The following is a 25,067-nucleotide window of genomic DNA, read 5'->3' as shown; positions in this document are numbered from 1 at the left end:
GTATCGAAGTTCAGTATCTCATCCGAGCACCGTCCCGGCGGCGACCGAGCCCGCGAGCACGCCGAGCGCCGCGGCGGCGAGCGCGGCGGCGGCGGTGCCGAGGACGTTCGCCCAGAAGAGGCGGCGCTGCCGCCTCTCCCAGAGAAGGACGGATTCGACGGCGACGGTCGAGAACGTCGTGTAGCCGCCGAGGAGGCCGGTGCCGACGGCCGCGATCACCGCGGCATCCAGCGCGGCGGAGGCGCCCGTGACGACTCCCAGCGCGAACGAGCCCGTGACGTTGATGAGGAGGATCGCCCAGGGGAAGCGGGCACGGAGGACCCGCCCGAGCGCGACATCGACGATCCAGCGCGCACCCGCGCCGGCGCCCCCTGCCAGCGCCACCACGGCGAACAGCCCGATGCTCATTCGGCACCCGCCGGGTCCTCGACCTCGCCGGGTCGATCCACGAGCGCCCGGCCCGCGACCAGGCCCAGAAAGCCCGCCACGGCTCCGCCCGCGAGCGTGGCGATCACGAGCGCGACGCCGAGGACGGGGGTGGCCGAGGCCACCGCCTGCACCGCGAACGCGCTGTACGTGGTGAACCCGCCCATCGCCCCGGTTCCGAGAGCCGCGCGCCAGCGCGGATGCCTGTCGTCGAGGGCGCCCACGACGACGCCGAGCAGCGCCGAGCCCAGCAGGTTGATCGCGAGCGTCATGACGGGCGCGGCGTCTGCCGGGACGAGGAGGAGGAGGCCCTCCCGCGCGGCGACGCCGAGCGTGCCGCCGAGGATCACGAGGGGCAGGAGGCTCCAGCGGATCGGGGACACCCCCCAACGCTACGCCCGACGCCTCAGGACAGCAGGTCGCGGATCGCCGACTCGGGCGCGATGGAGAGATCGAGCACCTGCCCGCGCGCGTACCGCGCGAAGACCCGCGGGTCGATGTAGCTCGACTTCGCCACGGCGGGGGTGTTGCCCAGCGCCTCCGCCGTCGAGCGGATCGCCGATCGCTCGGCCGCCGCGCGATCCTTCGCCGTCTTCACCGTGCCCGCTCGCGCGAGCGCCTCGGCCGCGTGGATCGTGCCGCGCAGCGTGCGGAAGTCCTTCGCCGTGAACGTGCCGCCCGTGAGCGCGCGCACGTAGGCGTTGACGTCGGATGGCACGAGGGGCACGCGACGGCGCCCGCGGCGATAGGACAGCAGGGCGGCCCGCGGACGCCCCGTCGACAGCTCGGCGATCGCGGCGGCGAGATCGGCGTCGACGACGCTCAGGGAGGCCCGCTTCCCGCTCTTGCCGGGGAAGTCGAGAATCACCGTGTCGCCGTCCACCGCGGCATCCCGGCGGATGAGGGTCGTCAACCCTCGGCTGCCGTGCGCGCGGAAGTAGCGCTCGGATCCGATCCGCGGTGCCGCCTGGTCGAGGAGCCGGAACGCCACGGCGAGGACGCGCTCGCGGTCGAGCTCCGGTCGCCGCAATCCCACCGTCACGCGGGCACGGGCCCGCGGCAGGGCCTCGGCGAGCGCCAGTGCCCGCGCGAACTTCCCGCGATCACGCCGGGCGCTCCAGTCGGGGTGGTAGACGTATTGGCGTCGCCCCGCGTCGTCGACGCCGACCGCCTGGATGTGTCCCCGCGCCTCCCGGCAGATCCAGACGTCCGTCCAGGCGGGCGGGATGACGAGGGTCTCGATGCGGTCGAGATGCACGCGCGCGACGACGCGACCCCGGTGGTCGACGTACCGGAACCCCCGTCCCGCGCGCACGCGCGCGAAGCCCCGGTCCTCGAGCGGCCGGACCCGCTTGAGCCTCGCCACCCTCAGTGATCGCGCAGCATCGAGATGAGCTCAGCCTTGCGCTTGCCGGAGTAGCCCGTGATCCCCAGTTCCTTCGCGCGGCCCTTCAGCTGCGGCACGGTCCACTCCTCGTAGTCCCCCGACGATCCGCCGCGACGGCCGACCTCGCCCCGGCCGTCGCGTGCCGCCGCATTCGATACGCGCGCGGCCTTCTCCTTCGACGCACCGTCCTTACGGAGCTCCTCATACAGCTCCGGGTCCTTCAGGCTGTTCGATCCACGTCCCTGGGGCATGGCGACTCCTCTCGTCTGGGTGAACACCGCGATGCTAGAGCCGCGCGCCCCCGCCGCACGGGGGCTTGACAGGAGGCGTCGGCGCCGAGATCCGCGATTACCATCGCGGGCGAGCGACCGTCAAGCCCCTCGGGAGAACCCACGGCGTAATGGCAGAGTGTGCTCGTGCTCCGGCACTCCGCTCCCACGTCCGGGGGCGACTGACATGAAAGGGAGAGACCCTCCATGAACCTCGCACTCATCATCGTCATCGTCGTTGCGATCGTCCTCGCCATCGTGGGCGGCCTGAACTCGGCGCTGAACTGGCTGCTGTGGGTCGCGATCATCGCGGGCCTCATCGCACTGATCGTCTTCCTCTTCCGGGTGATCAGCGGCAACCGCAAGGCATAGCCGCTTCTGTCGGCCGGTCCGTGAATCGGGTGCACTGACCGGCCACCTCCGCGGATGCCGCGGCTCGACGTCTCGTCGGCCGCGGCATCCGCATTTCTACGTCGCGCCCTGGCGTAACGCGATATAACGTGTTACTGTCGGCTCACGATATATCGTGAGGAGCACGACATGACCATGGAGAAGTGGCTCGTCCACCCCGGCGGGTCGCGGGTGATCGACATCGAGAGCGTGCGCTCCCTCAAGGTGGGGCTCGCCGGGGGACAGATCGACGTCGTGGCGCACGATCAGCCGGGCGTGCGCATCGAAGTGCACTCGGTCACCGTGAAGGACCTGCGGATCGAGGCGACCGGCGATGCCGTCGAGATCGACCACCCGCAGCTTCGGTGGGACAACTTCCTCGATGTGTTCCGCAACTTCGGAGCCGGTGGGCCGCGCGCCGAGATCAGCGTCGCCGTGCCGCGCGAGGTCGCCCTCACGCTCGGGGTCGTCTCGGCATCCGCCCTCGTCTCGGGCCTGGAGCACGAGGCGCGCCTGAACACCGTCTCGGGGGATGTGATCGTCGACGGCCTGACGGGAGATCTCCAGGTGAACGCGGTCTCCGGCGACGTGCAGGCTCGTGGGCTCGTCGGCTCGCTCTCCGCCAACAGCGTCTCCGGCGACGTCGCGGCGACCGGTCGGCTGCGCAAGGCCGACGTCGACACGGTCTCCGGAGCCGTCGTCATCGACTCCGAAGGCGACATCCAGCAGATCAGCGTGAACACCGTCGCCGGCAACACCACCATCCGCCTCGACGAGGGCCTCCCGGCGAACTACGTCTGCCGCAGCATCACGGGCCGAATCCAGGTGGACGGGGTGGTGCGCTCGGGCTCGGGCCCCACGACGTACACCGGCTCGACGGGTGAGCTGAGCGGGACGTTCGTCGACGTGCGCACGAACTCGGTCTCGGGAGACCTCACCGTCCTGCGCCGCCCCGGCTGCGCATCGGCGCGGGTCGGCGACATCGAGGAGGGCGCATCGTGAGCCCCGTCTTCTCCCACGGCGACCTGCGGCTGTACCTGCTCAATCTGCTCGACGAATCTCCGCGCCACGGTTACGACATCATCCAGGCGCTCTCCGACCGCACGGGCGGCACCTACACCCCGAGCGCCGGCACGATCTACCCGCGACTGGCCAAGCTCGAGGAGGAGGGGCTCGTCTCGAAGTCGGTCGACGGCCGAAAGACCGTCTACGCGATCACCGAGGCCGGACGCGCCGAGGTGCTCGCGCGCGCCGGGGAGCTCGAGGGCATCGAGGCGGGTCTCACCGACTCGGTGCGCCTCATCGCCGAGGAGGTGCGAGGCAGCGTGCGCGAGGCCATGAAGAGCCTTCGCGCCGATCTCGCCGCCGCCGCACGGGAACGGCAGGGCGAGGCGTCACCGCCGGCGGAGGATCCGCGCGCGCACAGCCGCCAGCAGTTGCACCGGGCGGATGCCGCGCTGAACGACGTCCGCGGACGCGTCCGGGCGGAGCTGCGGGCCCACGTCGCCCGGGGCGGCGACGTCGCGGCATCCGTCGTCGACGAGCTGACCGAGGCGCTGGAGAACGCCGCGCGCACGCTGAGCGACGCGCTGAGACGCGAGCGCTGACCTACTCGGCCCAGATCTCCTCGTCGTCGGCGGCGGGCTCGGTCACGGGGACCACGAGAATCGGTCGCCCCTGGCGGTGGGCGAGCCGCGCCGCCACGGAACCCGTGAAGAACTCGCGGATCGATTCGCCGAGCCCGCGGTTGCGCGTGCCGACGACGATGAGCTTCACGTCGATCTTCTCGGCCAGGTGCTTGATGGCCAGCGCGGGATCACCGACCAGCTGCCGCATCGTCCAGGCGATGCCGCGGGAGTCGTAGACGGATGCCGCGACGCCCCGCACCTCCTCGAGCTCGCTCTCTCCCGGCGCGATGTTCAGGTCGATCGGCGCGGAGTGCACGAACCCGTCGGGGTCTTCGTAGGTGACGAAGCGAGTGACGTCGACGTGGACGACGACGAGCGGCGCCGACATGAGGCGCGCATAGTGCGCCGCCTCCTTGAGGACGCGCGTCGGCTGGCCCGGAACCACCGCGACGATCACCGCGCCGTGGATGACCTCGTCGGAATCCTCCGACCGCGCCGATGCGCCGGGATCGGTCTCGGACATGAAATCCTCCCTCCTGCCGGAGGCCGCGCATACCGGCTTCGGCACGCGCGCCCGTGCTATTCTGAATGCTACTCTTACCGGCCGCACGGACCGGTGTCATGAACGCAGCGGACATCATCACTCAGCGTCCGCAGTCACATATCGTGAGGGGGTCTCGCATGGGGCGTGGCCGTCAGAAGGCGAAGCACACCAAGATCGCCCGCGAGCTCAAGTCGTACAGCCCGTCGGTGAACTACGCTGCGCTCGAGCGCGAACTCGCACACAGCCCCGAGGGCGAAGACGAGTTCATCGACAAGTGGGCGGATGACTACGCCGACGAATACGAGGACGAGAAGGCCTGACGGGCCGCTCGTCTCAGCGGTGAACCCCGGCGGCCGCCCTGCGAGCTCGGCGCCGCTTCCACCAGGCCCAGAAGCTCTCCAGCCGGCGCCTCAGCCAGCCCGCGATGCGCCTGGCCCAGTGGAACTCCGTGCCGAGCACGGCGAGTCCGAGGAAGACGACGAGCCACCCCGGGCCCGGGAGCGGGACGAGTACGAGTCCGCCGACGGTGAGCGCACCGCCGAGGAGCGCGACACCCACGCGGTAGGCCGCCTCGAGTGCGCGGTGCCGCGCGACCCCCGCGCGCAGACGGCGCAGCAGGCGGCGAAGAGGACGGTCGGGTCGCTCGGCACGGACGATGTCCGCCCGGATCTCCCGTTCCAAGGGAGCCTGAGTGTCGCTCATCGTGTCACGGTAACCCGATGAATCTCGAGGAAGCTGGGTGCCCGGTCAGGACGTCTGGGTTCCCTCGACCCACGCGAGGTACTCCTCCGACACGGTGCCCGTGACGTAGCGACCGTCGAAGCAGCTGAGGTCGAGGTCGTCGAGATCAGACCCCTCGAGGATCGCCGCCTTCAGGTCCTCGACCTCCTGGTAGACGATGTAGTCGGCGCCGAGCTCCTGCGCGATCTCGGGGATCGTGCGGCCGTGCGCCACCAGCTCATGCCTCGAGGGCATGTTGATGCCGTAGACGTGCGGGAAGCGCACCGGCGGCGCGGCGGAGGCGAAGGTGACGGATTTGGCGCCGGCATCCCGCGCCATCTGGATGATCTCCTTGCTCGTCGTGCCGCGCACGATCGAGTCGTCGATCAGCAGCACGTTCTTGCCCTTGAATTCGCTCGACATGGCGTTGAGCTTCTGGCGCACGCTCTTCTTGCGCACGGCCTGCCCCGGCATGATGAACGTGCGGCCGACGTAGCGGTTCTTGTAGAACCCCTCGCGGTACTCGATGCCGAGCTTGCGGGCCACCTGCATCGCCGCGGGACGCGCCGAATCCGGGATCGGCATGACGACGTCGATCGCGCCGGCGGGCGTGTACCTGGCGATCGTGTCGGCGAGCCGCTCCCCCATGCGAAGCCGCGCCTCGTAGACCGAGATGCCGTTCATGATCGAGTCGGGGCGCGCGAGGTAGACGTACTCGAACGAGCAGGGCTTGAGCTGCGGGTCGGCGACGCACTGGCGCGTGTGCAGGGCGCCGTCGAGGTCGATGAAGACCGCCTCGCCGGGGGCGACGTCGCGCACGACGTCGTAGTCGCCGTTCTCGAGGACGAGCGACTCCGACGCGACCATCCACTCGTACCGGCCCGACTCGGTCTTGCGAGCGCCGAGGATGAGGGGGCGGATGCCGAAGGGGTCGCGGAACGCGAGCAGTCCGTATCCCGCGATGAGGGCGATCGTGGCGTACGAGCCCTCGACGCGCTCGTGCACGCGGGTGACCGCCTGGAAGATCTGCTCCGGGTCGAGGTCGAGCCCCGAGATGGACGCCTGCAGCTCGTTGGCGAGCACGTTCACCAGCAGCTCCGTGTCGGAAGTGGTGTTGAGGTGACGGCGGTCTTTCGTGAACAGCTCCTGCGTGAGCTCGCGCGTGTTGGTGAGGTTGCCGTTGTGCACGAGCACGATGCCGTAGGGGGCGTTGACGTAGAAGGGCTGCGCCTCCTCCTCGTTGCCGGCGGTGCCCTTCGTGGCATAGCGCACGTGTCCGAGGCCGAGGTTTCCCATCAGCGCGCGCATGTCGCGCGTGCGGAAGGCCTCGCGCACCTGGCCTCGCGCCTTGGCGATGTGGAAGACGCCGCTCGGCTCGGCGGTCGCGATGCCCGTCGAGTCCTGGCCGCGGTGCTGCAGCAGAAGCAGCGAGTCGTAGATCTCCTGGTTGACCGGTCCCTGACCGACCATGCCGACGATGCCGCACATGGGTGTTACTTCGCTCCGTCCGTGGCGGGTGCATCCGCGCGGTAGCCGCCGACGAGGCGTACGGCGCCGCCGTCGACGCCCTTCGCCCCCTGCTCGTAGTCGCCCTCGGGGCGGGCGTCGCCGCGCACGGTTCCGACCCGCCACGCGGGCAGCCCGCCGGCGGTGAGCGCGGATGCCGCGGCATCCGCCACCGCCTCGTCGATCACCACGAGGAAGCCGATGCCGAGGTTCCATGTGCCCTCGGTGTCGGTCAGGTCGAGGTCGCCCGCCTCGGCGAGGATGCGGAAGACGGGCGGCGGCGACCAGGTCGAGCGGTCGACGTCGACCCACGTTCCGGCGGGGAGCACGCGGGCGAGGTTCGCCGCGATACCGCCCCCCGTGACGTGGCTCAGGGCGTGGAGGGCGTCGCCGTGCTCAGCGGCGAGCGCGAGGAGGGGCGTCGTGTAGAGGCGGGTCGGCTCGAGCAGCGCCTCGCCCCACGTCGTGCCGTTCACGCCGAGGTCGGGCGCGCGGTCGGCGTAGCGGATGCCGCGGCCGGCCACGATGTGGCGCACGAGCGAGTAGCCGTTGGAGTGCAGGCCGCTGGACTCGACCGCGAGAACCGCGTCGCCCGCGCGTACGCGCTGCGCGCCGAGGATGCGGGAGGCCTCGACGACCCCCGTCGCCGCGCCCGCGATGTCGTAGTCGTTCGGCCCGAGGAGACCGGGGTGCTCGGCGGTCTCGCCGCCCACGAGGGCCGTGCCGGTCTCGGCGCAGCCCCGTGCGATGCCCGCGACGATGTCGGCGATGCGCTCGGGCACGAGCTTGCCGCACGCGATGTAGTCGGTCATGAACAGGGGCTTCGCGCCCACGACGACGATGTCGTCGACGACCATGCCGACGAGGTCGAGGCCGACCGTGTCGTGCTTGTCGATCGCCTGGGCGATCGCGACCTTCGTGCCGACGCCGTCGGTGCTCGTCGCCAGCAGGGGGCGCTCGAAGTCCCGCAGGGCGCTGGCATCGAACAGACCGGCGAATCCGCCGACCCCTCCCAGCACCTCCGGTCCGTGGGTGCGCCGGACCGCCGTCTTCATGAGTTCGACGGCGACGTCGCCCGCGGCGGTGTCGACACCGGCGGCGGCGTAGGGATCAGGGGAGTTTTGGTGCGAGGCTTCGGCCACCCCCACAGCCTACCGGCAGGGCAGGGGGCGCCTGCCGTCCACCGAGCACCCGCGCCTACAATATCGGCATGCACAGCGCCGGAAAGCCGGAGTGGGTGGTCCGCGAAGACGCGAGTGTCGCGGTCATCCTGGCTCTTACGCTGCGCCAGCTGATCGGCATCCGATCCCCCGAGGAGCTGCCGCCCCTCCGGGGTCTGGCCACGACCCCGGTCGGCCGGCGCGACGAGGCCACGCAGGCGCTGCTCGAGCGGCAGTGGCGCGAGTACTGGGCGCTGACCGTGGAGCCGCAGGCGCATCCGGCGACGGGACCGCTCGACCTCGTCGACGGATTCGAGACGTACGCCGCGCTGCCGGTCGAGGGGTTCGACGAGCTGCGCGAGCAGATGACGGCCCACCTCGAGGCGCTGGATTTCGCCCGCCGGGTGCACGAGCGCCACTCGTCCGAGCCGATCGGTCGGAGCGGGGTGTCGTACCGGGCCTACGCGGGCGCGATCGCGCAGCACGAGCGCGAGGTGGGCCGGCGCGCGCACTCGTTCGAGTTGAACGTCCAGGTGCTGCCGCTGTCGCAGCGCGGCGTGTGGTGGATCGGGTCGCTCACGATCGCCGTGACCGACGGCCTGCGCAGCGACGTGGTCGCGTTCGACTCGGCGATCCACCCGATCATCGCGGAGATCGCCTGACGGGGTGAAGCCGTGAGCGTGCGCACGTTCAGCGACCGCACGATCCTCAGTCGTCGACGACGGTCTCCCGGTCGGCGAGCACGGTGCGGGCGCGGCGGCCCGAGATCTTGTCGATGACGAGGGCCACGATCCCGCCGATCCCGAGGCCGATGACGCCGCAGAAGATCGCCAGGAAGCCGAAGACCTGCGCCGACGAGTACTGCACCCCCGTGAGCGGGCTCGGCCCCGCCGATCCGTTCCACGAGAACGTGAGGATCAGGGCGACGAAGATGCCGACGACGACGCCGAAGACCATGAAGACGCTGTACTTGGGCACGCGCCTCACCCTGGCGGCCAGGATCTCGTCGCTGGTCCAGTGCTGACGCCCGGCCGCGGCATCCTGCATCGCCCCGCTCTGCGGAGCGGGCGTGCCCTCGGGCTGTTCGGTGCTCACCACACCATTCTCCCACCGGATGCCGGGGCGCTGCCCCCGGGCGAGACACCACTTCTGCGTCGAGCCACCGTACGCGGCGTGGTGTCTCGGCGCGGAAGTGGTGTCTCGGCGCGGGGCGGGCGGGGGCGGGGCGGGGGTCAGGGGCGGAGCGGGAGGACGTCGGAGAGGTCGGCGCGCACGCCGGAGGCCATGATGCGGCCGGCGGCCGCGGCATCCCCCCACCGCACGGCCCCCGTCGCGAGCGCGATCCACGTCGCCGCGTCGGTCTCGACGACGTTGGGAGGCGTGCCGCGCGTGTGCTGCGGCCCCTGGATCGCCTGCACGGCTCCGAACGGGGGCACCCTCACCTCGACGGCGTTGCCCGGCGCCTTCTCCACGAGCAGCTGCAGCAGGTAGCGCACGGCGGTCGCTAGATCGTCGCGGGCGGGCTCGTCGGGTGAGGCGTTCACGGCGTCGAGCGCGGCGCGGCCGTCGGCGACGGAGATCTTTCGGGGCACCCCACCACGGTACCCGGCGGGGCCCTGGGTAGGCTGGCCGGGTGAGAATCCTCGTCCTCGGCTCCGGCGCGCGAGAGCACGCCATCGTCCTCGCGCTGGCGTCTGAGGGCGCCGGGCACGACCTGCTCGCGGCCCCGGGCAACGCGGGCATCGCGCAGGTCGCGACGCTCGTCGACGTCGACCCCGTCGACCCCGTCGCGGTGAGCGACTTCGTCGAGACCGAGTCGGTCGACCTCGTCGTGATCGGGCCCGAGGCCCCCCTCGTCGCAGGGGTCGCCGACGCGCTGCGCTCCCGCGGCGTGCCGGTGTTCGGCCCCGGCCGCGCCGCAGCGCAGCTGGAGGGATCCAAGGCGTTCGCCAAGCGCATCATGGATGCCGCGAAGGTGCCCACCGGCCGCGCCATGCGCGCCCAGACGCCCGCGGAGGTCGAGGCCGCGCTCGACGAGCTCGGCGCCCCCTTCGTCGTGAAGGCCGACGGCCTCGCCGCAGGCAAGGGCGTGCTCGTGACGGAGGACCGGTCCGCCGCCCTCGCCCACGCGGCGACCTACCTCGAGAGCGGTGCGGTGCTCGTGGAGGAGTTCCTCTCCGGTCCCGAGGTCTCGCTCTTCTTCCTCTCCGACGGAGACACCGTGCTGCCGCTGTCCCCCGCGCAGGACTACAAGCGCGCCTACGACGGCGACGCGGGCCCGAACACGGGCGGCATGGGCGCCTACTCCCCCCTGCCGTGGCTCGCCGAGCGCTTCGGCTCCGAGCGCGAGTTCGTCGACCTCGTCACGCGCGACATCGCCGAGCCCGTCATCCGGCGCCTGGATGCCGAGGGCACCCCCTTCATCGGTCTGCTCTACGCGGGCCTCATCCTCACCGAGCAGGGCGTCAAGGTCATCGAGTTCAACGCGCGCTTCGGCGACCCCGAGACGCAGGTCGTGCTGCCGCGCCTGCGCACGCCGCTGTCGGGCCTGCTCATGGCCGCGGCATCCGGTCACCTCGACCACGAGCCGCGGCCCGATTTCGCGGGCGACGCGGCCGTCACGGTCGTGCTCGCGAGCGAGGGCTACCCGCATGCCCCGGTCACCGGACGGGTCATCGACGGCGCGGATGCCGCGGCATCCGTCCCCGGCGTGCACCTGGCCCACGCCGCGACCGCCGTGCGGGGCGGGGCGCTCGTCGCGACGGGCGGGCGGGTGCTCAGCGTCGTCGCGACCGGGGAGGGCTTCGGCGAAGCCCGCGAACGGGCCTACGAAGCGCTCGGGCGCATCCACCTCGAGGGTTCCCACCACCGCACCGACATCGCCGCCCGCGTCGCGGACTGACCGGGGCGCGCGCCCTCCCGATCCGGGCGCGCGCGCCGAAGCGATTGCCGGTACGGTTCTGGCAGGGGACGGTGCAGGGGGCACCGTGTTTCTGGGGGGAGCTCGGGATGTCTGCTGACCGCATCGGGATCATCGGGGGCGGAATCGTCGGCGTCGCGCTCGCACGCGAACTGGCGACGACGGGTGCGGGCGAGGTGACCGTCCTCGAGAAGGAGTCGCGTCTCGCGGCGCACCAGACCGGACACAACTCCGGCGTCGTGCACGCCGGCCTGTACTACAAGCCCGGATCGCTGAAGGCGACGCTGTGCGCCGCGGGACGCGTGTCGATCCGCGAGTTCTGCGAGGAGAAAGGGCTGCCCTACCGCGAGGTGGGCAAGCTCGTCGTCGCGGTGGACGAGACCGAACTGCCCGCTCTCGCCGAGATTCAACGCCGCTCGATCGAGAACCGCGTGCCCGACCTGGTGCGCATCGACGACGTCGGCCGGATCCGGGAGATCGAGCCGCACGTCGCGGGCGTCGCCGCGGTGCACTCGCCGCACACCGCGTCGGTGGACTACGCCGCCATCACCGAGGCGATGGCGCAGGATGTGCGCGCGGCGGGCGGCCACATCCTGCTGCACAGCGAGGTGACCGGCATCCACCTGGAGAACGGCGCCGTGCGGGTGGTCACCCCCTCGGGAGAGCACGTGTTCGACCGAGTGATCGCGTGCGCGGGCCTGCAGTCCGATGTCGTCGCGCAGCTCGTCGGGGCCGACCCGTCGCCCAGGATCCTCCCCTTCCGCGGCGAGTACTGGGAGCTCGCGCCCGAGCGCGGCGACCTCGTGCGCGGCATGATCTACCCGGTCCCCGACCCTCGCTTCCCCTTCCTGGGCGTGCACTTCACCCGCGGCGTGTACGACGACATCCACGTCGGGCCCAACGCGGTGCCGGCGCTGGCGCGCGAGGGATACGGCTGGCTGCGCATCTCTCCGAAGGACACGATGGCGTCGCTGCGGTGGCCCGGCGCATGGCCGCTCGCGAAGCAGCACTGGCGCATGGGGGTGGACGAGATCAGCGGATCGCTCATCAAGCCGCTCTACTACCGCAAGGCGCGGCGCTTCATCCCCGAGCTGCGGATGAGCGACCTGACGGCGAAGACGTCGGCGGGCGTGCGCGCGCAGGCCTGGGGCCGGGCCGGGGAGCTGCTCGATGACTTCGCGGTCGACCAGGTGGGGCCCGTCACGGTGCTGCGCAACGCTCCCTCCCCCGCCGCGACGAGCTCGATCGCGATCGCGCAGTACGTGATCGAGCACTACCTGAGCCGCGCCCGGGCCTGAGCCGCGCCGGTCGCCGGGGCCCGCGCCGACCCCTCGGGGCGTCCGCCCGCGCGCGCCGGGTCGCGACGGGGCAGGCACCCGGCTACGGTCGCAGTATGGCCTCCTCCGAGAACACGCACGCCGAGGCAGAGCCTGCCCTCGTCGAATCCACCTTCACCGACCTCGGTCTCGACGACGCGGTGCTGAAAGCACTGAAGGACGTGGGGTACGAGACCCCGTCCGCCATCCAGGCCGCGACGATCCCGCCCCTGCTGTCGGGCCGCGACGTCGTCGGTCTCGCCCAGACCGGCACGGGCAAGACCGCCGCCTTCGCACTTCCGATCCTCTCCCAGCTGGATCTGTCGCAGAAGACGCCGCAGGCACTCGTGCTCGCACCGACCCGCGAGCTGGCCCTGCAGGTGTGCGAAGCCTTCGAGAAGTACGCGGCGCACCTGCGCGGCGTGCACGTGCTGCCGGTCTACGGCGGCCAGGGATACGGCCAGCAGCTCTCCGCCCTCCGCCGCGGCGTGCACATCGTCGTGGGCACCCCCGGCCGCATCATGGACCACCTCGACAAGGGCACCCTCGACCTCTCCGAGCTGCGCTTCCTCGTGCTCGACGAGGCCGACGAGATGCTCAAGATGGGCTTCGCGGAGGACGTCGAGACGATCCTCGCCGACACCCCCTCCGGCAAGCAGGTGGCCCTCTTCTCCGCGACCATGCCGGCGCAGATCCGCCGCATCTCGGGCCAGTACCTCAACGACCCCGAAGAGATCACGGTCAAGACCAAGACCACGACCTCCGCGAACATCACGCAGCGGTACCTCGTCGTGTCGTACCCGCAGAAGGTGGACGCGCTCACGCGCATCCTCGAGGTGGAGAACTTCGAGGGCATGATCGTCTTCACGCGCACGAAGAACGAGACCGAGACCCTCGCCGAGCGCCTGCGGGCCCGCGGCTACACCGCCGCCGCCATCAACGGCGACGTCGCGCAGGCGCAGCGCGAGCGCACCGTGAACCAGCTCAAGAGCGGCAAGCTCGACATCCTCGTCGCGACGGATGTCGCGGCGCGCGGCCTCGACGTCGACCGCATCAGCCACGTCGTCAACTACGACCTGCCGATCGACACCGAGTCCTATGTGCACCGCGTCGGGCGTACGGGCCGTGCCGGGCGCACGGGGGCGGCGATCAGCTTCGTCACGCCCCGCGAGCGCCGCATGCTCTCCGCGATCGAGAAGGCTACCCGCCAGCCCCTGACCGAGATGAAGCTGCCGAGCGTCGACGACGTCAACGCCACGCGCCTCACCCGCTTCGACGACGCGATCACCGCGGCCCTCGCCGATCCGTCGCAGATCGGCGTCTTCCGCGACATCGTCGCCCACTACGTCGAGCACCACGACGTTCCCGAAGCGGATGTCGCGGCGGCGCTCGCGATCGTCGCGCAGGGCGACACCCCGCTGCTGCTCGAGCCCGACGCCGCGCCGGAACCGCGTGGCGGGCGCGAGCGCGACGCGCGCCCGGGTACCGACCGCGGCGGCCGCGAGCGCCGCAGCCGCGACGGCGGCGCGACGCGCGCGACCTACCGCATCTCGGTCGGCCGCCGGCACCGCGTCGAGCCCCGCCAGATCGTCGGCGCCCTCGCCAACGAGGGCGGGCTGCGCCGGGAGGATTTCGGCGCGATCCAGATCCGCACCGACTTCTCGCTCGTCGAGCTGCCGGCAGAGCTCCCCCGCGACACGTTGCGCAGGCTCGAGGGCACGCGCATCAGCGGCCAGCTCATCGAGCTCAAGCCCGACCGCCACGGCGCCTCCGCGAAGCGCGAGGACCGCCCCCGGCGGCGCTGACCACGGCGCGCCGCGCGCCTCCGCGATAATGGGCGGGTGAGCTCCCCCCACGATCTTCCCGGCTGGCGGCACGTCTACTCCGGCAAGGTGCGCGACCTGTACGTCCCGGACACGACACCCGAGGGCGGCGTGGCCGAGCGGATGCTGGTGGTGGCCTCCGACCGGGTCAGCGCGTTCGACCACGTACTCTCGCCCGGCATCCCCGGAAAGGGCGAGCTGCTGACGACCCTGAGCCTGTGGTGGTTCGACATGCTCGCCGGCGGCGACGGTGGCCGCGGCATCCCGAACCACCTCGTGGCCGCCGCCGACCTCGGTCTCGACGACGACGCCCGCTCGCGGGTGCCCGACGCGGTCGCCGGCCGCGCGATGGTCGTGCGTTCGCTGGAGATGGCGCCGATCGAGTGCGTCGTCCGCGGGTATCTGACGGGCTCGGGGTGGGCGGAGTACCAGGCCTCGGGCACGGTGTGCGGCATCGGGCTGCCCGAGGGCCTGGGCAACGGCGACCGGCTTCCCGAGCCGATCTACACGCCCGCATACAAGGCCCCCCTCGGCGAGCACGACGAGAACATCGCCTACGAGCGCACGGTCGAGCTGGTCGGCGCCGAGCGGGCCGCGCAGCTGCGCGACCTCTCGCTCGAGATCTACCGGCGCGCGGCGGCCCTGGCGGAGAAGCGCGGCCTGCTCCTGGCCGATACGAAGTTCGAGTTCGGCGTCGACGAGGAGGGCGTGCTGCGCCTGGCCGACGAAGTGCTCACGAGCGACTCGTCGCGCTACTGGGACGCACAGGCGTGGAACGCCGGCGGCACGCCCGAGCAGCGGATGGCGAGCTTCGACAAGCAGATCGTGCGCGACTGGCTCGGCGCCCACTGGGATCGCACGGGCGAGCCGCCCGCCCTGCCGGCGGACATCATCGACCGCACGAGCGCGCGCTACCGCGAGCTGCTCACGCGACTCACCGGCGCCTGAGCGCCCGACGAGACACCAGCCCGACTCACTGCGCACCTCGCGCAGCCGGGTCGGGCGCCGACCGCGGCGTCCGACCCGACAACCCTTCCGAACGGAGAACCCATGCCCCTGTGGAGCCTGCACGGCGACGGCCGCACCGTCGCCCCCGACGCCGTCGTGGCGCCGAACGAGCGCCTGAACTGGCCGCTCACCGCCGCCGTCGGCGTGCAGCACGTCGTCGCGATGTTCGGGGCGACGTTCCTCGTACCCGCCATCACGGGGTTCCCCGTCGCCACGACGCTGCTGTTCAGCGGCGTCGGGACGATCCTCTTCCTGCTCATCACGAAGAACCGGCTGCCCAGCTACCTGGGCTCCTCGTTCGCCTTCATCGCGCCCGTCACGGCGGCCACCGCGTCGGCGGGCATGGGGTCGGCCCTCGCGGGGATCGTGGCCACCGGCGTCCTGCTCGCCCTCGTGGGCGTCGTCGTGCAGTTCGCGGGCCTCGGGTGGATCAACCGGCTCATGCCGCCCGTCGTCGCGGGCGCGATCGTCGCCCTGATCGGCTTCAACCTCGCGCCGGTGGCGTGGGACAGCTACCAGCAGGCGCCGATCACGGCCACCATCACCCTCGTCGCGGTCGTGCTCTTCAGCGTCCTGTTCCGGGGCTTCCTCGGACGCATCTCGATCTTCGTCGGCGTCATCGTCGGATACGTCGTGGCGCTGCTGCGCGGCGAGGTCGACTACGCCGCGGTGGCGGATGCCTCGTGGATCGGCCTGCCCTCCTTCACCCTGCCCGACTTCGCCTCGCCCGGCACGTGGGGCGTCATCGCGATGTTCCTGCCCGTCGTGCTCGTGCTGATCGCCGAGAACGTCGGCCACGTGCGCGGCGTCGCGACGATGACGGATGACCGGGTCAACGCCTCGACCGGTCGCGCGCTCATCGCGGACGGCGCCGCCACCGCCCTCGCGGGAGCCTTCGGCGGATCGGGCACGACCACCTACGGCGAGAACATCGGCGTCATGGCGGCGACCCGGGTCTACTCCACGGCCGCGTACTGGGTGGCGGGATCGGTCGCGATCCTCCTCAGCCTCTCGCCGAAGGTCGGCGAGGTGTTCAACTCGATCCCCGCGGGCGTGCTCGGCGGGGTCACGACGGCGCTCTACGGGCTCATCGGCATCATCGGCATCAAGATCTGGGTCGAGGGCCGCGTGGACTTCTCCCGGCCCGTCAACCAGTACACCGGGGCCGTCGCACTCGTGATCGCGATCGCCGGATTCACGATGGACTTGGGCGGCGGCTTCCAGCTCGGCGCGATCGTGCTCGGCGCGGCCGCCGCGCTCGTGATCTATCACGCGGGCAACGCGATCGCCCGCTGGCGTCGCACCGGCGCCGACGACGGAGGCCCGCTGCCGGTGGTCGGACAGATCGGCGGAGACCCGCAGGACTGATCGGGGGTTCCCGGCCCGCCGACCGGCCATCGGCGGGCCGGGACCCGCGGAATGCCCGCACCTCGCCGCGCGTTATGCATACATGTGAATGAGACAGCCCGCCCGGGCATCGACCCGGCCACGACGATGGGTGCCGTCACGCTCGACGTCGCCGACCTCGACGCGATGACGCGGTTCTACCGCGACGTGATCACGCTCACCGTGATCGACGCCCAGGGTGACACCGTCGCGCTCGGCCGCGACGGCCGGGTCATCGTGGTGCTCCGGCACAGCCCCCACCTGCGCGCCGCCGCGCCGCGGTCGGCCGGGCTGTTCCACACCGCGATCCTCTTCGAGAGCCAGGCCGATCTCGCGGCGGCCCTGTACTCCGTCGCGACCCGGGCGCCCCACACGTTCACCGGCAGCGCCGACCACCTCGTGAGCCAGGCGTTCTACCTCACCGACCCGGAGGGGAACGGGATCGAGCTGTACTGGGATCGCGACCGGACGACGTGGTCGTGGACCCACGGGCAGATCGAGATGGCGACGCTGCATCTCGACCCGGCCGCCTTCCTCCGCGAGCACTTGAGCGAGGATGCCGCGAGCGGCTCGTCGCCGGCATCCGTCGGCCACGTGCACCTGTCCGTCGGCGACATCGCCACCGCTCACGAGTTCTACGTGGGCCGGCTCGGCTTCGACCAGACGGCCGCCCTCGGCGGCCAGGCGCTGTTCGTCAGTGCCGGCGGCTACCACCACCACATGGCGATGAACGTGTGGAACTCTCGGGGCGCGGGGCCCCGCATGCCGGCGCTCGGGCTCGGCCGCATCGATCTCACGCTCCCCGACGACGACGCCCTGGGCGGTCTGGGCGAGCGCCTGGCCCACTTCGGCACGGCCGTGCAGGATGACGGACGCACGCTGTCGTTCGAGGACCCCTGGGGGAACGCGCTCCTGGCGAGCTCCCCCGGTCGCGGCTGAGCTCCGCGGATCCGCGGAATCAGGTCGTCTCGCGCACCACGAGCTCGGTGGGCATGATCAGCGCCCGCTCCGCCGGTGCCGTGCCCGCGATCACCTGGATCAGCAACGACGCCATCGTCTCGCCCATCCGCTCGAGCGGCTGACGGATCGTCGTCAGCTGGGGCTCGCGATCGGTGGCGACCGGAGTGTCGTCGTAGCCGACGATCGCGACGTCCTCGGGCACCCGGATACCCTCGGTGGTGAGCACGCGGATCGCGGCGCGCGCCATCATGTCGCTCGCGACGAAGAGCCCGTCGAACGGTCTTCCCGTTGCGAGCATCCGTCGCATCGCGTCCTCGGCGAGAGCGGACTTGAAACCCCCGTCTTCGATGGGCCCCTCGGGCAGCCCGGCATCGGCGAGGGCCGCACGCCAGCCGGCGAGCCTGTCGATGCCGACGGGCATCGACAGCGGACCCGCGATCGTCGCGATGCGGGTCCGCCCACGCTCGATGAGGTGCTGCGTCGCCACGCGAGCACCCGCGACGTTGTCGACGTCGACGAAGTGGTGCGTGTCGCTCCACCTGGCCGGACGGCCGCCGAACACGAGCGGGACGGCGGCGGCAATCGCCTCGATGAAGCCATCGCCGGCGTGCTGCGACGCGACCAAGGCCCCGTCGACCGCCCCGCCGCGCACGAACGACGCCGTCTTGTTGCGGGGATCGTCCGACGCGATGATGAGGTTCAGCAGGTAGTCGCTCTCGCTGAGGCGACGACTGATGCCGGTCACGATGCTCGCGAAATACGGGTCCCCGAAGAATTGCGACACGTCCTCCGGCACCACGAGGGCGATCGCGTGGGTCTGCCGGCTCGCGAGCGAGCGTGCCGCGCGGTTGGGCACGTAGGCGAGACGCTCGATCGCACCCTTGACCGCCGCGAGCGCCGCGGGGCTGACGGCGTTCGAGCCGTTCACCACCCGCGAGACGGTGGAGCGCGATACCCCCGCCGCCGCGGCGACCTGCTCGATCGTCGGGGTGTCGCGAACGGCGTCGGTGGACATGTCTTCTCTCATCGGGGTGCGGCACGGCGGCGGGCGCAGCGGCGCTTCGACGTCGAGCCCCGGGCGCGGGACGGGTCAGCGTCGCGCGGCCGACTCCGGGTCGAGGGCACGCGCGGCGATGATGCGACCATACTCCAGGCCGCTGTCCTTCACGGTGCGCTCCTGGGTGTCGTAGTCCACCCGCACGATGCCGAACCGCTTCTCGTACCCCCACGCCCACTCGTAGTTGTCGAGCAGCGACCAGTAGAAGTACCCGCGCACGTCGACCCCTGCCGCGAGGGCGTCGAGGACCGCCGACAGGTGCATGCGGACGAACTCGCGGCGCTCTTCATCGTGCACGCGGGGACCGGACTCCGACATCGTGACGACATCGTCGTACGCCGCCCCGTTCTCGGTCACGTACAGCGTCGTGCCGGCCGGTCGCGCATACTCCTCCCACACCCGTTCGAGCAGGGTCGTGAGGCCCTCGGGCTGCACCTCCCAGTTCATCGACGTGCGCGGCAAGCCCCGCTCGTGCCAGAAGATGCCCTCGTGCGAGGGGAACGGAGACCTTCCCTCGCGGTCCGTGGGGGCTTCCCCGGGCCGCGGGGGGTTCGGGGCCTCGCGGCCGCCGACGAACTCGCCGTGGTAGTAGTTCACGCCGAGGGTGTCGATGGGCGTGGCGATCGTCTCGAGGTCGCCCGGAAGGATGGCGGCGTCGAGGGCGGCGCGGGCCGCGGCATCCACCGTGACGAGATCGCCGAGGACGTCGTCCGGATACTGCCCGCGGAAGATCGGATCGAGGAACCATCGGTTGAACTGCCCGTCGATGCGCCGGGCTGCGTCGTCGTCGGCGGGGTCGGCCGGATCCACCGGCTCGGCGACCGTCAGGTTGAGCGTGATGCCGAGCTCGAGATCCGCGTCGCGGGCGCGAAGCTCCCGCACCACCGTGCCGTGCCCGAGAAGGAGGTGGTGCGCGGCGAGGACCCCGTCGGTGACGCTCTGCCGCCCCGGGGCGTGCACTCCCGCCGTGTATCCGAGGAAGGACGAGCACCACGGCTCGTTCAGCGTGGTCCAGATGCCGACGCGATCGCCCAGCGCGTCGTGCACCGAGAGCGCGTACTCCGCGAACCGTTCGGCGGTCTCCCGCGAGGTCCATCCGCCCTTCTCCTCGAGGGCCTGCGGCATGTCCCAGTGGTACAGCGTCAGCCACGGGATGATCTCCGCCTCGCGCAGCTCGTCCACTAGACGCTTGTAGAAGTCCAGGCCCGCCGGGTTCACCGCGCCGCCGTCGGGACGCACCCGCGACCACGACGTCGAGAACCGGTACGTCTGCAGCCCCAAGCGCTGCATCAGCGCGACGTCGTCGCGGTACCGGTGGTAGTGGTCGCAGGCGACGTCGCCGTTGTCGGCGTTGATGACGGCTCCGGGAACGCGCGCGAAAGCGTCCCAGATGGATGCAGTCCGCCCGTCCTCGAAGGCCGCTCCCTCGATCTGGTACGCGGCGGTGGCCGCGCCGAACAGGAAGTCGGTCGGGAATGGACGTGTTTCGGGCACGCTCATCGCGCGCTCCTTTCTCGGTGGAGATGACGGACGGAAGGCGCTGTGACGCAGCAGCCTCAGCCCTTGACTGCCCCCTGCATGATGCCACTCACCAGCTGCCTCCCCGCGAACACGAAGAGGATGAGCAGGGGGATGGTGGACAGCAGCACGCCGGCGAGCACGATCGAGTAGTCGACGAAGTAGTTGGACTGCAGCAGCGACAGCGCGACCGGGAGGGTCGGGTTCTGCCGGTCGAGCACGATGAACGGCCAGAAGAAATTGTTCCATGCCGTGACGAAGGTGAACAGACCCAGCATCGCCGCCGCGGGGCGGGCCGCGACGAGCCCGACGGTCCAGAACGTGCGGATCATCGACGCCCCGTCGACGCGTGCCGCCTCGATGAGCTCGTCGGGCACCGCCTGGCGCAGATACTGCGTCATCCAGAACACCCCGAACGCGCTCGTGAGCGAGGGGATGATGATCGCCCCGATGCTGCCGGTCCAGCCGAGGTCGCTGAAGAGGATGTAGAGCGGGACGACGCCCAGCTGCATCGGCACGGCCATCGTGGCGATGACGAACACGAGCAGCCACGCGCTCCCGCGGAAGCGCAGCTTGGCGAACGCCCACCCGGCGAGGGTGGAGAAGGCCACGACCGAGAGCGCGATGAGCGCCGAGCTGTAGATCGAGTTCCACAGCGCCGGCCAGAAGTTCACGGCGGGATCGGACATCACCGCCGCCGCGTTGGACAGGAAGTTGCCGCCCGGGATCCACGAGACGTTCGGGTCGCGGATCGTGCTGGCGTCGCCGGAGCCGATCAGGAACGACCAGTAGAACGGGAAGATCGAGGCGACGAGCACGACCCCGAGGGCGACGTACGTCCAGACACCCGGGCGGTTGCCCCGGATGCGGATGGCGCGAGCGCCACGGCGGCTCTTGCGCGCGTTCGGGATGCTGCTGTCGGCGATGGCGAGCGGAGGTGTTCCGAGCGAGGTCATCGGGCGTCCTTTCGTGCACGGCGCTCCGCGCGCCGGTGGCTGCGCGACATGGCTCCGCGTCGACCCTCGTCGCGCACGAGGGAACGTGTGACGAACAGGTTGATCAGCCCGATCACGATGATGATCAGGAAGAGGATCCAGGCCATCGCCGCGGCGCGGCCGAAGTTCCACTGCCCCCAGCCGATGTCGTACAGGTAGAGCGTGATCGTCAGCCACTGCTGCGCGGCCCCGCCCCGTCCGAACTGGTCGTACATGCGCGGCTCGTCGAAGATCTGCAGTCCGCCGATCGTCGAGGTGATGATCACGAAGATCAGCGTCGGCTTGAGCGAGGGCAGCGTGATGGAGACGAACTGCCGGAATGCGCCCGCGCCGTCGATCGCGGCGGCCTCGTAGTAGTCCCGGTTGACGGCCTGCATGGCCGCGAGCAGGATCAGCGTGTTGTAGCCGGTCCAGCGGAAATTCACCATCGTCGCGATCGCGACGTGGCTCCAGAACGGATCCGTGTGCCAGGGGATCGGGCCGATGCCGATGCCGCCGAGCAGCGTGTTGACGAGCCCGAACCGGTCGGCGAACAGGTTGGAGAAGATGAGCGCCACCGCGACGGGGGCCACGACGTAGGGCAGCAGCACACCCATCCGCCAGAAGGTCTTGGCGCGGATGTTGCGATCGAGCAGCGCCGCGATGAAGACCGCCACGATCAGCTGCGGGACGGTGGAGATCAGGAAGATGCTGAACGTGTTGCGCAGCGCCGTCCAGAAGTGGGGCTGCTGCAGGATCCAGATGTACTGGTCGAACCCGACGAAGGTGCCCTCCCCCCGCACGAGATCCCAGTCCTGGAACGAGATCACCGCGGTGAAGACGATGGGGAAGAGACCCGTGACCGCGAAGAGGATGAAGAACGGCGAGATGTAGAGGTAGGGCGAGACCTTCAGGTCGAAGCGGCTGAGGTTCTGACTGAACGAGAGCACACGGGGTGCGCGGGGCGGCGGGGCCTCGTCCTGCACGGACGGGCGCGTGGCGGTGTCGGTCACGGGGATCCTTTGCGGCGGCGGGGAGACGAGAGCGGCGGATGTCGGGGTCCCGGCATCCTGGATCGGATGACGGGACCCCGAGCGATGGAGCCGCCTAGAAGGCTGACACCTCGGTCAGCCAGTTCTCCCACGAGACCTCAGGAGTCTCGAGGCCGTCGAAGACGCGGGTCACGGCGTTCTGCAGCGCGTCGTGGAACTGGAAGTACTTCGGTCCCTTGTAGGGCGAGACCGCGACCGCCTCGGCCCGCGCCACACCGATCTCGCCGGTGGGGGCGTCGTTGAAGTACGGGTTCGTGAACCCGGTGAGGTTCGTGTCGGAGTAGGCATCGGTCTGGCTCGGGAAGGTCCCGGCGTTCACGAACGCCTTGACCTGCTGCTCGGGCGCCGTCAGCCAGGCGGCGAGGTCCTGCGCCGCCTCGACGTTCGCTCCGTCGGCGGGCACGGTCAGGTACGACCCGCCCCAGTTGCCGCCACCACCCGGGAAGACATCGGCGATGTCCCAGCCCTCCACCTCGGGTGCCTCGCCCGAGATGATGCCGTGCATCCAGCCCGGGCAGAGCATCGCGGCGAATTCGCCGTTCGCCATCGACGCGTACCAGTCATCGGTCCACTGACCCGGGAACGCGGAGATCGGGATGGCCTTCTCGACCACGGTCTCGTACGTCTCCTGCACCTCGGGGTTCTCGGTGGCGATGATCGTGCCGTCGGGCTCCTCGTAGGTGTACTCGATCTGGTTCATGATGCCCTGGAGCACCGAGTTCGCGGAGTCGATGAAGGGCCGACCGGTCGTCGCGACGTAGTCCGCGCCGACCTCGAAGAAGTTGTCCCAGTCCCCCGTGAACAACTCGGCCACGCTGGCGCGGTCGGTGGGCAGGCCGGCCTCGGCGAACAGGTCGGAGCGGTAGCAGATGGCCTGGGGCCCGATGTCGGTGCCGTACGCGACCAGACTGCCGTCGGCATCCGTCGCCGCCGCCTCCTTCCAGTCGAGCCAGCGGCCCTTGAGGTCGTCGGGCACCGGGGCGAGCAGGTCGGAGTACTGCATCATCTCGGCGAACCAGTCGATCTCGACCGCCTCGATGTCGGCGAGGCCGGTGTTGCCGAGCTTCTGGAAGTAGTTGGCGCGGGCGTCGTTCGAGGTCGCGGCCCTGTTGTGCACGATCTCGACGCCCGGGTTTGCGTCCATGTACTCCTGCAGCAGCTCGTCGGTGTAGCCGAAGTCGTTGAAGGTGGCGAGCGTCAGGGTCGTGGTGCCGTCGGTGTCGCCCTCGGTGTCGGACCCGCCGCCGCCGCAGCCGGCGAGGACGAGGGCAGATCCGGCGGCTGTGGCTGCGACGATCCCGATGCGCCGCTGTACGCGTGATTTCACGTTCACTCCTTTGTGTCTCGGTGCATGCCGACGGGGGCGCGCGCCCGATTTGGGAACGCTCCCATCGATCGGACGTGACTCTATGGGAGCGATCCCACGAGTGTCAAGAAGTTTTGCCGGGGTCGCGCCGCACGAGGTCGGGGCGACGGCAACGCGCCGGCGGCTAGACTTGCCGCGATCCCCACCCGCGACATCCGGAGCCTCGAATGCCCACCATCGTCGTCGACGTCATGCCCAAGGCCGAGCTGCTGGACCCGCAGGGGAAGGCCGTCACCGGAGCCCTCTCCCGCCTGGGGGTCGAGGATTTCAGCGCCGTCCGCATCGGGAAGCGCTTCGAGCTCTCCGTCGAGGGCGAGGTCACCGACGCCGTGCTCGCCAAGGCACGCGAGGTCGCCGACGACATCCTCTCGAACTCGGTCATCGAGGATGTCGTGAACATCGAGGTGGTCGCGTGACGACGCGCATCGGGGTCATCACCTTCCCCGGCTCGCTCGACGACGCCGACGCGCGCCGAGCCGTCTCGCTCGCCGGCGCGGAGCCGGTCGCGCTCTGGCACGCCGACCACGACCTGCAGGGCGTCGACGCCATCGTGCTCCCCGGCGGATTCAGCTACGGCGACTACCTGCGCGCGGGCGCGATCGCCGCGCACTCGCCGATCATGACCGAGGTGAAGGATGCCGCGGCATCCGGGATGCCGGTGCTCGGCATCTGCAACGGATTCCAGATGCTCGTCGAGGCGCATCTGCTGCCCGGCGGGCTGATCCGAAACGCCCACCAGCAGTTCATCCGGCGCGACCAGCGGCTGCGCGTCGAGAGCGCCGACACCGCCTGGACCAATGGCTTCGCGGACGGCCAGGAGATCGTCATCCCGCTGAAGAACGGGGACGGCGGCTACATCGCCGACGACGACACCCTCGATCGGATCGAGGGCGAGGGTCTCGTGGCGTTCCGGTATCTGGGCGTCAACCCCAACGGATCGCTGCGCGACATCGCCGGCCTGCGCAACGAGCGCGGAAACGTCGTGGGCCTGATGCCCCACCCCGAGCACGCGGTCGAGCCCGGCTTCGGCCCCGACACCCGCGCCGCGATGCGCTCGGGCACCGACGGCCGGGTCTTCTTCGAAAGCGCCGTCGCGGCCCTCGTGGGCGCCGCCGCCTGAGCCTGCGGGTTCAGACGGTCCCGGCCGGGGGCCACACGCCGATGATGAGCGCCATCACGACGATCGTCACCAGTTCGTGCGCGACGTTCATGACCGTGAGCGCGCCCGGGCGACCCTCGAACGCGTCATGGGTGATGAACCGCGCCGCGGTGAAGCCGGCCCAGAGCAGGAGCCCCGTCACGAGCGCGGACATGAGGAACGATCCCCCGTAGAAGTGCCAGGCGATGGCCACGGCCCCCGCGAGCACCCAGGCGGTGACGAAGCTCACGATCACCGTCACGACGATCGGCAGCCCGGCGGACGCGCCGGGCCGGTCAATGTCGACCTTCGCGAGCCGCGCCCACCTCGTGCCGAACACCTTCGGCGTGTACCAGATCGAGCCGACGACCATGCTCGATGCCGTGGCGATGAGCACGGCCCAGTAGTTGATCTCGGGAATCATGGGGAAGCTCCCTTCGGTTCGATGCCGAGCGTAGCCCCCGGCGGCGCGGGGCGCAGGGGGTAAGACCCCGATTGGCCCCCGGCGAACGGTCGCGA

At 70.8% G+C, this 25,067-nt stretch carries 29 protein-coding genes; 13 read left to right on the top strand and 16 right to left on the bottom strand.

Features of this window, described 5'->3' with window-relative positions:
- Nucleotides 1–18: 18 nt before the first annotated feature.
- The 4 genes from ACIGCK_RS00695 to ACIGCK_RS00680 are packed head-to-tail and all read right to left on the bottom strand — an operon-like array spanning nucleotide 19 to nucleotide 2,064.
- Nucleotides 19–408: a fluoride efflux transporter FluC gene (locus tag ACIGCK_RS00695; RefSeq protein ID WP_396663001.1), complete on the bottom strand. Its 390-nt coding sequence runs from the start codon at nucleotides 406–408 to the stop codon at nucleotides 19–21.
- Nucleotides 405–809, bottom strand: coding sequence for a fluoride efflux transporter FluC (locus ACIGCK_RS00690; protein WP_396662999.1), 405 nt, complete (start codon nucleotides 807–809; stop codon nucleotides 405–407). The genes ACIGCK_RS00695 and ACIGCK_RS00690 overlap by 4 nt, the downstream gene beginning before the upstream one ends.
- Nucleotides 810–832: 23 nt before the next feature.
- Complete coding sequence (locus ACIGCK_RS00685; protein WP_396662997.1) at nucleotides 833–1,792, bottom strand: DNA topoisomerase IB; 960 nt, start codon at nucleotides 1,790–1,792, stop codon at nucleotides 833–835.
- Between the two features lie 2 nt (nucleotides 1,793–1,794).
- Nucleotides 1,795–2,064, bottom strand: a complete 270-nt coding sequence (locus ACIGCK_RS00680; RefSeq protein ID WP_396662996.1) for a Rho termination factor N-terminal domain-containing protein — start codon at nucleotides 2,062–2,064, stop codon at nucleotides 1,795–1,797.
- A 225-nt stretch (nucleotides 2,065–2,289) separates the two neighbouring features.
- Between ACIGCK_RS00680 and ACIGCK_RS00675 the strand changes: the two genes are divergently transcribed.
- The 3 genes from ACIGCK_RS00675 to ACIGCK_RS00665 all read left to right on the top strand — a co-directional run bounded on the left by ACIGCK_RS00675 (nucleotide 2,290) and on the right by ACIGCK_RS00665 (nucleotide 4,079).
- Nucleotides 2,290–2,454 carry a hypothetical protein gene (locus tag ACIGCK_RS00675; RefSeq protein ID WP_396662995.1) on the top strand — a complete coding sequence of 55 codons (165 nt, stop codon included), beginning with the start codon at nucleotides 2,290–2,292 and terminating at the stop codon, nucleotides 2,452–2,454.
- Nucleotides 2,455–2,622: 168 nt separating this feature from the next.
- Nucleotides 2,623–3,474 carry a DUF4097 family beta strand repeat-containing protein gene (locus tag ACIGCK_RS00670; protein ID WP_396662993.1) on the top strand — a complete coding sequence of 284 codons (852 nt, stop codon included), beginning with the start codon at nucleotides 2,623–2,625 and terminating at the stop codon, nucleotides 3,472–3,474.
- Nucleotides 3,471–4,079, top strand: coding sequence for a PadR family transcriptional regulator (locus tag ACIGCK_RS00665; protein WP_396662991.1), 609 nt, complete (start codon nucleotides 3,471–3,473; stop codon nucleotides 4,077–4,079). Before ACIGCK_RS00670 ends, ACIGCK_RS00665 begins: the two co-directional genes overlap by 4 nt.
- A 1-nt stretch (nucleotide 4,080) precedes the next feature.
- Here ACIGCK_RS00665 and ACIGCK_RS00660 read toward each other — a convergent pair whose 3' ends face one another.
- Complete coding sequence (locus tag ACIGCK_RS00660) at nucleotides 4,081–4,623, bottom strand: universal stress protein (RefSeq protein ID WP_396662989.1); 543 nt, start codon at nucleotides 4,621–4,623, stop codon at nucleotides 4,081–4,083.
- Nucleotides 4,624–4,781: 158 nt separating this feature from the next.
- On the opposite strand from ACIGCK_RS00660, the gene ACIGCK_RS00655 reads away from it, so the two are divergent.
- Entirely contained in the window at nucleotides 4,782–4,964 is a 183-nt protein-coding gene (locus ACIGCK_RS00655; protein WP_330170888.1) for a DUF3073 domain-containing protein, read from the top strand.
- 13 nt (nucleotides 4,965–4,977) lie between these two features.
- On the opposite strand, the gene ACIGCK_RS00650 is transcribed toward ACIGCK_RS00655, so the two are convergent.
- From ACIGCK_RS00650 to purM, 3 genes are read right to left on the bottom strand one after another with little or no spacing between them, the layout of a single operon-like run.
- Entirely contained in the window at nucleotides 4,978–5,346 is a 369-nt protein-coding gene (locus ACIGCK_RS00650; RefSeq protein ID WP_396662987.1) for a TIGR02611 family protein, read from the bottom strand.
- 45 nt (nucleotides 5,347–5,391) lie between these two features.
- Nucleotides 5,392–6,852: an amidophosphoribosyltransferase gene (purF, locus tag ACIGCK_RS00645; protein ID WP_396662985.1), complete on the bottom strand. Its 1,461-nt coding sequence runs from the start codon at nucleotides 6,850–6,852 to the stop codon at nucleotides 5,392–5,394.
- A 5-nt stretch (nucleotides 6,853–6,857) separates the two neighbouring features.
- Nucleotides 6,858–8,012, bottom strand: coding sequence for a phosphoribosylformylglycinamidine cyclo-ligase (gene purM / locus ACIGCK_RS00640; RefSeq protein WP_396662984.1), 1,155 nt, complete (start codon nucleotides 8,010–8,012; stop codon nucleotides 6,858–6,860).
- A 68-nt stretch (nucleotides 8,013–8,080) separates the two neighbouring features.
- Between purM and ACIGCK_RS00635 the strand changes: the two genes are divergently transcribed.
- Entirely contained in the window at nucleotides 8,081–8,692 is a 612-nt protein-coding gene (locus tag ACIGCK_RS00635) for a zinc-binding alcohol dehydrogenase (RefSeq protein WP_396662982.1), read from the top strand.
- Between the two features lie 46 nt (nucleotides 8,693–8,738).
- On the opposite strand, the gene ACIGCK_RS00630 is transcribed toward ACIGCK_RS00635, so the two are convergent.
- Together ACIGCK_RS00630 and ACIGCK_RS00625 are read right to left on the bottom strand one after the other, a co-directional pair.
- On the bottom strand, nucleotides 8,739–9,125 hold the full coding sequence (locus ACIGCK_RS00630) for a potassium transporter Trk (RefSeq protein ID WP_396662980.1): 387 nt from the start codon (nucleotides 9,123–9,125) through the stop codon (nucleotides 8,739–8,741).
- A gap of 137 nt (nucleotides 9,126–9,262) precedes the next feature.
- The gene (locus tag ACIGCK_RS00625) at nucleotides 9,263–9,622 is read right to left on the bottom strand and encodes a sterol carrier family protein (RefSeq protein ID WP_330170882.1); all 360 of its coding nucleotides are present in this window, start codon (nucleotides 9,620–9,622) and stop codon (nucleotides 9,263–9,265) included.
- Between the two features lie 41 nt (nucleotides 9,623–9,663).
- Here ACIGCK_RS00625 and purD point away from each other — a divergent pair, with 41 nt between their 5' ends.
- From purD to ACIGCK_RS00595, 6 genes are all read left to right on the top strand, one after another.
- Nucleotides 9,664–10,932 carry a phosphoribosylamine--glycine ligase gene (gene purD, locus ACIGCK_RS00620; protein WP_396662978.1) on the top strand — a complete coding sequence of 423 codons (1,269 nt, stop codon included), beginning with the start codon at nucleotides 9,664–9,666 and terminating at the stop codon, nucleotides 10,930–10,932.
- A 107-nt stretch (nucleotides 10,933–11,039) separates the two neighbouring features.
- On the top strand, nucleotides 11,040–12,248 hold the full coding sequence (gene lhgO / locus ACIGCK_RS00615; RefSeq protein WP_396662977.1) for an L-2-hydroxyglutarate oxidase: 1,209 nt from the start codon (nucleotides 11,040–11,042) through the stop codon (nucleotides 12,246–12,248).
- Nucleotides 12,249–12,343: 95 nt separating this feature from the next.
- Nucleotides 12,344–14,071, top strand: a complete 1,728-nt coding sequence (locus ACIGCK_RS00610) for a DEAD/DEAH box helicase (RefSeq protein WP_396662975.1) — start codon at nucleotides 12,344–12,346, stop codon at nucleotides 14,069–14,071.
- Nucleotides 14,072–14,107: 36 nt separating this feature from the next.
- The gene (locus tag ACIGCK_RS00605) at nucleotides 14,108–15,037 is read left to right on the top strand and encodes a phosphoribosylaminoimidazolesuccinocarboxamide synthase (protein ID WP_396662974.1); all 930 of its coding nucleotides are present in this window, start codon (nucleotides 14,108–14,110) and stop codon (nucleotides 15,035–15,037) included.
- Nucleotides 15,038–15,139: 102 nt separating this feature from the next.
- Nucleotides 15,140–16,465, top strand: coding sequence for a uracil-xanthine permease family protein (locus ACIGCK_RS00600; RefSeq protein WP_396662972.1), 1,326 nt, complete (start codon nucleotides 15,140–15,142; stop codon nucleotides 16,463–16,465).
- A 126-nt stretch (nucleotides 16,466–16,591) separates the two neighbouring features.
- The gene (locus tag ACIGCK_RS00595; RefSeq protein WP_396663960.1) at nucleotides 16,592–17,422 is read left to right on the top strand and encodes a VOC family protein; all 831 of its coding nucleotides are present in this window, start codon (nucleotides 16,592–16,594) and stop codon (nucleotides 17,420–17,422) included.
- A 19-nt stretch (nucleotides 17,423–17,441) separates the two neighbouring features.
- Here ACIGCK_RS00595 and ACIGCK_RS00590 read toward each other — a convergent pair whose 3' ends face one another.
- From ACIGCK_RS00590 to ACIGCK_RS00570, 5 genes are all read right to left on the bottom strand, one after another.
- A complete protein-coding gene (locus ACIGCK_RS00590; RefSeq protein WP_396662971.1) occupies nucleotides 17,442–18,458 on the bottom strand; it encodes a LacI family DNA-binding transcriptional regulator in 1,017 nt (338 codons plus the stop codon).
- Between the two features lie 75 nt (nucleotides 18,459–18,533).
- On the bottom strand, nucleotides 18,534–20,000 hold the full coding sequence (locus ACIGCK_RS00585; protein ID WP_396662969.1) for a GH1 family beta-glucosidase: 1,467 nt from the start codon (nucleotides 19,998–20,000) through the stop codon (nucleotides 18,534–18,536).
- Nucleotides 20,001–20,056: 56 nt separating this feature from the next.
- Nucleotides 20,057–20,974 (bottom strand): carbohydrate ABC transporter permease, encoded by a 918-nt coding sequence (locus ACIGCK_RS00580; RefSeq protein ID WP_396662967.1) that lies wholly within the window; start codon nucleotides 20,972–20,974, stop codon nucleotides 20,057–20,059.
- A complete protein-coding gene (locus ACIGCK_RS00575; RefSeq protein WP_396662965.1) occupies nucleotides 20,971–22,005 on the bottom strand; it encodes a carbohydrate ABC transporter permease in 1,035 nt (344 codons plus the stop codon). The genes ACIGCK_RS00580 and ACIGCK_RS00575 overlap by 4 nt, the downstream gene beginning before the upstream one ends.
- Nucleotides 22,006–22,099: 94 nt before the next feature.
- The gene (locus ACIGCK_RS00570) at nucleotides 22,100–23,371 is read right to left on the bottom strand and encodes an ABC transporter substrate-binding protein (RefSeq protein WP_396662964.1); all 1,272 of its coding nucleotides are present in this window, start codon (nucleotides 23,369–23,371) and stop codon (nucleotides 22,100–22,102) included.
- Nucleotides 23,372–23,577: 206 nt separating this feature from the next.
- On the opposite strand from ACIGCK_RS00570, the gene purS reads away from it, so the two are divergent.
- Nucleotides 23,578–23,826: a phosphoribosylformylglycinamidine synthase subunit PurS gene (gene purS / locus ACIGCK_RS00565; protein ID WP_330170874.1), complete on the top strand. Its 249-nt coding sequence runs from the start codon at nucleotides 23,578–23,580 to the stop codon at nucleotides 23,824–23,826.
- A complete protein-coding gene (gene purQ / locus ACIGCK_RS00560; RefSeq protein WP_330170873.1) occupies nucleotides 23,823–24,530 on the top strand; it encodes a phosphoribosylformylglycinamidine synthase subunit PurQ in 708 nt (235 codons plus the stop codon). Before purS ends, purQ begins: the two co-directional genes overlap by 4 nt.
- 10 nt (nucleotides 24,531–24,540) lie before the next feature.
- Here purQ and ACIGCK_RS00555 read toward each other — a convergent pair whose 3' ends face one another.
- Nucleotides 24,541–24,972, bottom strand: a complete 432-nt coding sequence (locus ACIGCK_RS00555) for a DUF1761 domain-containing protein (RefSeq protein WP_396662962.1) — start codon at nucleotides 24,970–24,972, stop codon at nucleotides 24,541–24,543.
- Between the last annotated feature and the right edge of the window lie 95 nt (nucleotides 24,973–25,067).

Source organism: Microbacterium sp. NPDC078428 (genome assembly GCF_044542535.1).
GTDB classification, from domain to species: Bacteria; Actinomycetota; Actinomycetes; order Actinomycetales; family Microbacteriaceae; genus Microbacterium; species Microbacterium limosum.
This window is presented reverse-complemented; position numbering and strand designations above follow the sequence as displayed.